General features: G+C 71.0%; 7 protein-coding genes. All 7 read right to left on the minus strand.

Translation table 11 applies throughout. The annotated features are described in order from the left end of the window. Window positions 1–184, minus strand: a 184-nt coding sequence (locus I4I78_RS28510; protein ID WP_218614604.1) for a dihydropteroate synthase, incomplete at its 3' end; no start/stop codon positions are given. Window positions 185–240: 56 nt separating this feature from the next. Continuing rightward, a complete protein-coding gene (locus I4I78_RS28515) occupies window positions 241–744 on the minus strand; it encodes a DoxX family protein (RefSeq protein ID WP_218614599.1) in 504 nt (167 codons plus the stop codon). 70 nt (window positions 745–814) lie between these two features. Continuing rightward, on the minus strand, window positions 815–1,681 hold the full coding sequence (locus I4I78_RS28520) for a mycofactocin-coupled SDR family oxidoreductase (RefSeq protein ID WP_218614600.1): 867 nt from the start codon (window positions 1,679–1,681) through the stop codon (window positions 815–817). Window positions 1,682–1,705: 24 nt separating this feature from the next. Then, complete coding sequence (locus tag I4I78_RS28525; RefSeq protein WP_308252421.1) at window positions 1,706–3,190, minus strand: aldehyde dehydrogenase family protein; 1,485 nt, start codon at window positions 3,188–3,190, stop codon at window positions 1,706–1,708. Window positions 3,191–3,400: 210 nt separating this feature from the next. Further along, on the minus strand, window positions 3,401–4,228 hold the full coding sequence (locus I4I78_RS28530) for an enoyl-CoA hydratase (RefSeq protein ID WP_218614601.1): 828 nt from the start codon (window positions 4,226–4,228) through the stop codon (window positions 3,401–3,403). Beyond that, window positions 4,225–5,253: a TIGR03617 family F420-dependent LLM class oxidoreductase gene (locus I4I78_RS28535; RefSeq protein ID WP_218614602.1), complete on the minus strand. Its 1,029-nt coding sequence runs from the start codon at window positions 5,251–5,253 to the stop codon at window positions 4,225–4,227. Before I4I78_RS28535 ends, I4I78_RS28530 begins: the two co-directional genes overlap by 4 nt. A 36-nt stretch (window positions 5,254–5,289) precedes the next feature. Beyond that, a complete protein-coding gene (locus tag I4I78_RS34010; protein ID WP_218614603.1) occupies window positions 5,290–6,216 on the minus strand; it encodes a DUF2889 domain-containing protein in 927 nt (308 codons plus the stop codon). Between the last annotated feature and the right edge of the window lie 144 nt (window positions 6,217–6,360).

The raw sequence follows: 6,360 nt of genomic DNA on the forward strand, positions 1-6,360 counted from the left end.
GCACCACACGCCGCAACTCCTCATCGACATCGACCAGCTGCCCCGGACCCGCCTTCACCCCACCGATATCGACGATGTCCGCGCCCTCCGACACCGCCGCATCCACCGCGCCCAACGCCGCCCCCTCATCGAACGTCGCGCCACGGTCATAGAACGAATCCGGAGTCCGGTTCACGATCGCCATCACCAACGCACGCTCCTGCACCGGAACCACCCGGCTCCGAAAAGCCAGGGACGTACTCACTCCGCCTCCCGGGGACCGGGCCTGCGCCAGAACGCGGCCAACTGCGACGCTGCCGCCCCCAGCCCCAGCGCGAGTACCAGCACGGCGCGGGTCGAGCCCGTCATGCGGTCCGGCACCCCGAGAAGCCGGTCGACACTGACCGGCCCACTGCCCAGTGCACCGAGCGCCAGCGACGCCGCGCTCACCATCACGACGTACTCGTAACCCTCGGACGTGATGAAGAATCCGTTTTCGGCATGCACCGCACGCGCCGCCACGGCCATCGTTCCGACCACCGCCGAGGCCGCGAGAGGCGTCGCCGCACCCAGCAGGAGCGCGCCACCGGAGCCGACCTCCACGACTGCGCTCGCCATTGCCTGCTCGCGCGGCCGACGGAACCCGATGGACTCGAACCACCCCGCCGTGCCGCTCAGGGTTCTGGCGTGGTGTACGCCGTGCGCGATCATCGTGCTGCCCACCACTGCCCGCAGAACCAGCTGCGCGACTTCCGAACCGTTCACCGTTCCTCCTCCGACGGGCAAACCGCACTGGTGGCCCGCCTACGACCGTGACTGCAGGTGTCGCGTCGGCTCAGCTGCCGGGGCCCTGCGGGAACTTCAGCAGCGAGCCGGCATCGACGCGGATCTGTTGCCCGGTCACGTACCGAGCCTCGTCCGAAGCGAGGAACAGGACCATGTTGGAGATGTCGACCGGTTCGACATACGGGATCGGCATGGCCTGGAACGTCGTGAACGCGGGTTCGACGTCCTCCCGGGTCGGGTGCTCGAGGTCGGGACGGAACATGCCGTAAAGACCGTTGTTGTGCAGCAGATGGGTGTCGACGTTCGTCGGGTGTACCGCGTTGACACGGACGAACCTAGGAGCGAGGTGCAACGCCATCTGTTCGACATAGCTCACGAGGGTCCGCTTCGCCCAGCCGTAGCCGGCGCTGCCAGGGCCCATCGCGGGGTTGTCGGTCGTGTTGGGCAGCATCGCCGCGGTCGACCCGGTCACGACGATCGATCCGAGCTGCGGCAGGTGCGGTACCGACACCGCGACGGCGTTCATCACCCCGATCAGGTCGACATCGGTGGCGTCGACGAAGTCCATCGGGTCCGGGGCCCCCATCGCCATGGGAAGAATGCCGGCGTTGGCCACGACGACGTCGAGGCGGCCCAGCTCCGTGATGCCGGTGTGCACGGCCTCCTGCAGCTGGTGCCGTTCCCGCACGTCGGCCTTGCGGGTGACGATGCGCCGGTCGAGCTTCTCCACCAGCACCGCGGTCTCGGCCAGATCGGCTTCGGTGGCCAGCGGGTACGGGTTGGACTCGATCTGTTCGCAGATGTCGACCGCGATGATGTCGGCCCCCTCCTGCGCGAGCCGCACCGCGTGGCTGCGGCCCTGACCGCGCGCGGCACCGGTGACGAACGCGACCTTGCCGTCCAGACGACCTGACATGACGTACCTCTCGAGGATGTGGGGTCAGCCGGAATAGCCGACGGTCTTGGTCTGCAGATGTTGTTCGAAGCCCTCGAGCCCGCCCTGGCGCCCCAAGCCGCTCTGCTTGTATCCGCCGTAGGGCGCATCCGAGCCGTAGAACAACCCACCGTTCACGTTGATGCTCCCCGTCCGGATCTGCCGTGCCGTCGCAAGGCCGCGATCCAGTGAGGCCGAGAAGACCGCCCCGGACAAGCCGTACGAGCTGTCGTTGGCGATTCGGACGGCGTGCGCGTCGTCGTCGTAGGGGAGCACCGTGAGAACCGGGCCGAAGATCTCCTCGCGGGCCACCGCCATGCTGTTGTGCACGTCGGAGAGCAGGGTCGGTTCGACGAAGTAGCCTGCTGACAGGTGGGCGGGCCGCCCACCCCCGACGACGACCCGTGCGCCCTCGTCGCGCCCCTTGTCGATGTAGCCGAGCACACGGTCGCGTTGGCGGGCGTTGATCTGCGGGCCGGAGATGTTCTGCGGGTCGGCCGGGTCACCGTAGGGCAACCGGGCGAAGACCTCCGCGAGAATCTCCACGCCCTGCTCGTAGGTGGCCCGGGGCAACAGGACCCGCGTGGTCAACGCACATCCCTGCCCGGCGTGCATGCACGCACCCATACCGGCCTGGGGGAGGACGGCGGCCAGATCGGCGTCGTCGAGCACGAGCATCGCGGACTTACCACCCAGCTCCAGTAGCGTCCGCTTCATCGTCGGAGCCGCGAGTTCCACGATGCGCCGGCCGACGCCGGTCGATCCGGTGAACGACACCATGTCCACCCGTGGATCGGTCACCAGCAGCTGGGCCACCGCGTCGTCCGACGTCGGCACGACGTTCACCACGCCGGCCGGGAAATCGGTGAGCTCTGCGACGATCCGGCCGATACGGGTGGCGTTCCACGGAGTGTCCGGCGCAGGCTTGAGCACGACGGTGTTCCCGGCGGCCAGCGCCGGGCCGAGCTTGTTGATCGTCACCTCGAACGGGAAGTTCCACGGCACGATCGCGGCCACGACGCCCACCGGCTCCTTCCACACCGCCCGGTGGCTCGGCCCGATCAGGTTCGTGTCGGGCAGCTCGCGCTCCCAGGCGAAGGAGTCGATCAGCGCCATCGGCGCACGCAGACCATCGGTCAAGGGCCACTCCAGCTGCGCGATGTGCGTCACCGCCACCGGAGCACCTGCCTCGGCGACGAGCTCCGCCCGCAGTGCCTCCTTCTCGTCCTCCAGCGCCGTCTGCAGCTGCGAGAGGCACCGCTTGCGCAACTCCCGATCAGTCGACCACTCGGTCTCGTCGAACGCCCTCCGCGCGGCGGCGATCGCCCGGTCCATGTCCTCGGCTCCGGCATCGGCGGTCCGACCGAGAACCTGCTCGGTGGCCGGGTTCACGTTGTCATACCGCCGCCCCGAGACCGCCTCACCGAGATCACCGTCGATCAGCAGCCGAACCTCGCCCTGCACCGCACCCGGTGGAATCGTCGCCGTCACCAGTCCTCCGACAGTCGTGTCACCTTCGGTGCCGAAGTCGGAACCGATGCGAAGACCGTACCGCGATCATCGTGCACCGTCGACAGCCGTCGCGTACAAGTCTATGAACTGGGATAATAGCAATCCAAGTCGCCGAACGGGCGAATGTAGCGAGCCTGGGACTCAACCAGGACGCGCCAACGATGGGAGTCTTAAGTGGACTAAAGGGTGTTATTCTGACGCACTGTTCAGATCTGCTTCCCTCGGTCGCGGAGTGACCCCTCCGCGCGACCGGGACGCAACTCGCTCGCGGTTCCGTTCGGCGACATCGCGGTACCGGTTCTCCACACCCCCCGGGTCGCTCGCGCGGGATGCGATCGACGACTCGATCGCCAGCGCCCGGTCGATGATGCTCGCGTTGCCCTCGGTGTAGATCCGCTTGAGCGCGGTCATGGCCGGGGCGGGCACCTCGGCGACGGCCGCGGCGATCTCCCCTGCGCGACGCAGGAGGTCCTCGTGCTGGACGATCTCGGTCACCAGCCCGATCCGTTCGGCGAGGCGGGCGTCGACGATCTCCCCGGTCATCGACATCCGGCGGGCCCACGCCGGTCCGACCAGCTGCGGCAGACGGGCGGTCAGCCCGCCGCCGGGCAGGACGCCGACCCGGACGTGGGTGTCGGCGAACACGGCCCGGTCGGAGGCGAGCACCACATCGCACCCGAGGACGATCTCGAGCCCTCCGGTGAACGCGTGCCCGTTGACCGCACACACCACCGGTGTCCGGCACTCGGCGACCCGGGCCACGCAGTTCTCCTCCTCGAACCGACGGAAGTACGCGATGCCCTCCGCCGCCGCCTGCTTCAGGTCGACCCCGGCGCAGAATGCGGGATCGGTGCCGGTCAGGACGATCGCGCGGACCTCTCCGTCGGCGTCGGCCTCCTCCAGCGCCCGGAAGAGGGCCGACACCAGTTCGCCGTCCAGGGCGTTTCTCGCCTGCGGGCGGTGCAGCGTGAGGGTGCGGACCGCGCCGGTGTCCTCGATGCGCAGAACGTCGTTCACGTGCGCTCCTCCCCGGTCGACCGGAACGCGTCGGCGATCTCCTCGAACAGCTCGGGCGCGGCGTCCGCGTCGAGGGAGAGCGAGACCCGGTCCACCACACCCGCGAAGCGGGCGTGCATCTCCGAGCCCACCTGTGCGGGCGGGCCGGCGACGGCGAACTCGTCGAACACGTCGTCCGAGATCAGGCCCGGGAGCTCTGTCCACCGACCCGCCCTGGTCAGCGCGTGCAGCTCGGTCCCGAGGTCGCCCCAGCCGTGCAGGTCGAGCACCGGCCGGTACGCCGGCGTCGACGCGTAGAAGGCGACCTGCCCGCGGACCCGCCGGATCGCCGCGGCGATCTCCGCGTCGTCCCGGCCGGTCGCGATCATGGGGCCGCCGACCACCACGGGGCTCGACGCGGGAGCACCGGGCTCGGCTCGCCCGCGGGCGAGCGCGGGCAACGTGATCTCCCGGAGGTACTTCCCGGTGGTGAACCCGTGGCACACGAAGCCGTCCGCCACCTCGCCCGCGACCCGGGTCATCGCCTTCCCCACGCCGGCCACGAAGACGGGCGGGGCACCGTGCCCGTGCGGTTCGGGGACGAACACCGGCGTCATGAGGGTGTGGGTGTAGAACTCGCCCGCGAAGTCCAGCGGCGTCTCGTCGTGCCAGGCGGACCAGATCGCGCGCAGGGCGAGGACGTACTCGCGCATCCGTGCCGCCGGTCGCGACCAGGGCATCGAGAACCGGCGGGTCACGTGTGCCCGGACCTGGGTGCCCAGCCCGAGCAGCAGCCTGCCGCCGGACAGCGCCTGGAGGTCGTCGGCCACGGCGGCGGTCGACATCGGGTTGCGGGCGAAGGCCACGGCGATCGCGGTGCCGAGCTCGATCCGGCGGGTCGTCCCCGCCGCGACCCCGAGGGTCAGGAAGGGATCGGACCGGACCTCGCTCGCCCAGAGCGCACCGAATCCCCGGTGCTCGGCGAGTTCCGCCTCGCGGCCGGCGACGCCGGGGGTGCGGGGCGGCAGGACCACATCGAGGTGCATCGTCCTCCTTCTCGGGGCGGCTTTCGGGAGGGTGCTCTACAACCCGGGCGCCGCGGGTCGTTCCAGATGGGCGAGCAGGGCGGGCACGTCGGCCAGCGCACGGAGCGCGTCGTTCAGGTGGGTGCAGGTGCTCGTCCCCGCGAAGCCGGCCCGCACCACCCGCGGGACGAGGTCGATCTCGAGACCCACCAGCCGCTCGGCGCTCGCGGCGGCGATCGGGCACTCGGTCCACGGGAGCACCCTCGGCTCGGCCCGCACGGTACGGATCCGTCGGTCGGCCCGGTCGACCTGCACCTCGAGCCGGTACTCGTGGACGACCGACTCGGCGCCCGCGGTGTCCCGGTAGGTGTCCCGGAACATCGCCTCGACGCGGACCACCGCACCAGCGGTGACGACGTCCGTGCGCCGGACGCGGCGTACTTCGCCGGGCTGCTGCGTGCGATGCGGGTGCCAGGCCCCCGGGCCGTCGGCCGCGAGATCCGGTGCGGCGGGACCCGACATCGGCGGCAGTCCGCCGTCGCGGCGGATGGCCACCATCATCGTGCCGTCGGAACGCCACCCGGAGCAGACGTTCGCGGGCGGTGTGCGGCCCCCGCCCGCGGCCACATCGACAGGCGGCTCGACAGCCCGGGCGTAGCCCGAGATGATCATCATGCCCGGGACGTCGTCGAGCAGCCGGTACAGCAGGGACCCGGTCGCCTGCTCCTCGGGCAGCGCGGCGGCCAGGGCGGCCCGGAACCCGGACTGCGCGGGCCCGCCGACGAGGACCCCGGCGCCGGGCCGGGCGGGCATCGTGACGAGCTCGGCGACCACCGGGGCGCCCGCCGACCGATCGATCACCAGGTCGGTCGTGGCGGTGTCGACGACGGTCGCGCCGCCGGCCGGGCCGACGTGCAGGTCCCGGGCCGAGCCGCGCAGGGCCAGAACTCCGCCCGGCGAGCGTCCGCCCTCCGCATCCGTCACGATGGTCCGGCGGATCGATCCCGGCACGGCCGGCGCGCCGCGCGTGACCGGCTCGCGAGGGCCGTGTCCCGGGTGCCCCTGGCGGCTCACCGGATCCTGTCCTCGGGCTGTTCCCGGTCGCCGGCCGGCGGGGCGGACGGGGCC

It is taken from the genome of Pseudonocardia sp. KRD291 (genome assembly GCF_019263595.1).
Lineage (GTDB): Bacteria > Actinomycetota > Actinomycetes > Mycobacteriales > Pseudonocardiaceae > Pseudonocardia.

What these genes read in the sequence shown, in the direction of transcription:
- I4I78_RS28520 (WP_218614600.1), bottom strand. Translation starts at nt 1,681, where the DNA reads ATGTCAGGTCGTCTGGACGGCAAGGTCGCGTTCGTCACCGGTGCCGCG.
- I4I78_RS28535 (WP_218614602.1), bottom strand. Translation starts at nt 5,253, where the DNA reads ATGCACCTCGATGTGGTCCTGCCGCCCCGCACCCCCGGCGTCGCCGGC.